Source organism: Vibrio genomosp. F10 str. 9ZD137, assembly GCF_049974785.1.
Taxonomy (GTDB): domain Bacteria; phylum Pseudomonadota; class Gammaproteobacteria; order Enterobacterales; family Vibrionaceae; genus Vibrio.
The window spans coordinates 1-1,435 of the sequence record NZ_JBNGCJ010000016.1 but is presented as its reverse complement, the minus strand read 5'-3'; the positions used below and the strand labels follow the sequence as shown (position 1 = coordinate 1,435).

Genomic DNA, 1,435 nt, shown 5'->3' with positions numbered 1-1,435 from the left:
CGTCGTGGTTTATCGGCTTGTTTGAAGCGACGTTGCAGCAGGTCGTCGCATTGGCAGTGTTAATGCCTGTTGTCGCGTCAATGGGGGGAATAGCGGGTAGTCAAACATTGACGCTGATTGTTCGGGGGTTAGCACTTGGGCAAATATCTAAAGCTAACCTTAAACCCTTATTAACGAAAGAAGTGAAAGTCGGCGCGCTGAACGGTGTGTTATGGGCAGTCGTCATTGGCCTTGTTGCCGGTTACTGGTTTGAAAACCCAATGCTGGGTGTGGTGATTGGTATTGCCATCGTTGCTAATATTATTTGCGCGGCGATATCAGGGATTTTTATTCCCGTGATACTCGACAAACTCAACATCGATCCTGCGTTATCTGGCTCGGTGATTTTAACGACAGTTACGGACATCGTCGGCTTTGTGACTTTCTTAGGTTTGGGCAGTGTGCTTTTACTTGGTTAGCTGCTTGGTTAGCTGTGTGGTTAGCTGATCGATTAGTCATAAAATACAGTATTGGCTGCGGGTGCAGCCAATGACGAGTTATTCAGCGGCAGCGCGGCTTAATCTATCCCAGATATCAGCCCATGCTTCAAGGCGGGGTGGAGCTTCAACCAAAAGCTTTTTCACGCCTTTACCATCAAGTGCATGCAAAGAGGCGTAAAGTGCCTGACGATAGCCATGATGATCCTCGGGTAGGACGATGCGGTGATCACTATCAATATTGTGCAGAGACGCCGAATAGACCAGCACACCGGTGCTAGTTTGCTCTGTTTTTAATTGTGCTTCGAGTTCGTGAGTGGGGCAGATCACCACTTTCGCATTGGGCTGATAATGCACCTTTTTATTCCCAGATACGGCTTCCTGGTGGCTTTGCGGTGTCACAACCGGAAATGGCAAGTAGGGCTGTAAATCCTCTGCTGAGAGTGGACCGCTGCGTAAAATCTCGGCTTTATCATCACTGATTCGTAAAATGGTCGATTCCGTACCGACACCACAACGTCCGCCATCGAGTACCGCGGCTATTTTTCCATCCAGACCACTCAATACCTGTTCGGCACTGGTCGGGCTGAGTTTTTGATATGGGTTGGCCGATGGCGCTGCAACGGCAATATCGAATTGTTGTAATAGCGACAACAGTACTGGGTGATCAGGCATTCTGACTCCAATGCTGGTCATTCCGCCTGAGATGACATCAGAAACGTTAGGGTGGCGTTCGAAAATCAGCGTCAGTGGCCCTGGCCAAAAAGCGTCTGCCAGAGGCGTAACCCAGTCTGGAATATCTTTTACCCAGCGTGAAAGTTGGTCAAAGCTGCCGATATGGGCAATCAGTGGGTGGTTTTTCGGGCGTTGTTTAGCCTCAAAAATCTTGGCCACCGCTTCTGGGTTACTCGCATCTGCTGCTAATCCGTAGACGGTTTCTGTCGGTACTGCGACGAGTT

At 49.5% G+C, this 1,435-nt stretch carries 2 protein-coding genes; one reads left to right on the top strand and one right to left on the bottom strand.

Going from position 1 to position 1,435, the window contains the following annotated elements:
* A partial coding sequence (locus ACP45E_RS00290) for a magnesium transporter (protein WP_141707146.1) occupies window positions 1-458 on the top strand: 458 nt, incomplete at its 5' end.
* A 78-nt stretch (window positions 459-536) separates the two neighbouring features.
* On the opposite strand, the gene ACP45E_RS00285 is transcribed toward ACP45E_RS00290, so the two are convergent.
* A partial coding sequence (locus tag ACP45E_RS00285) for an L-threonylcarbamoyladenylate synthase (protein WP_069584576.1) occupies window positions 537-1,435 on the bottom strand: 899 nt, incomplete at its 5' end.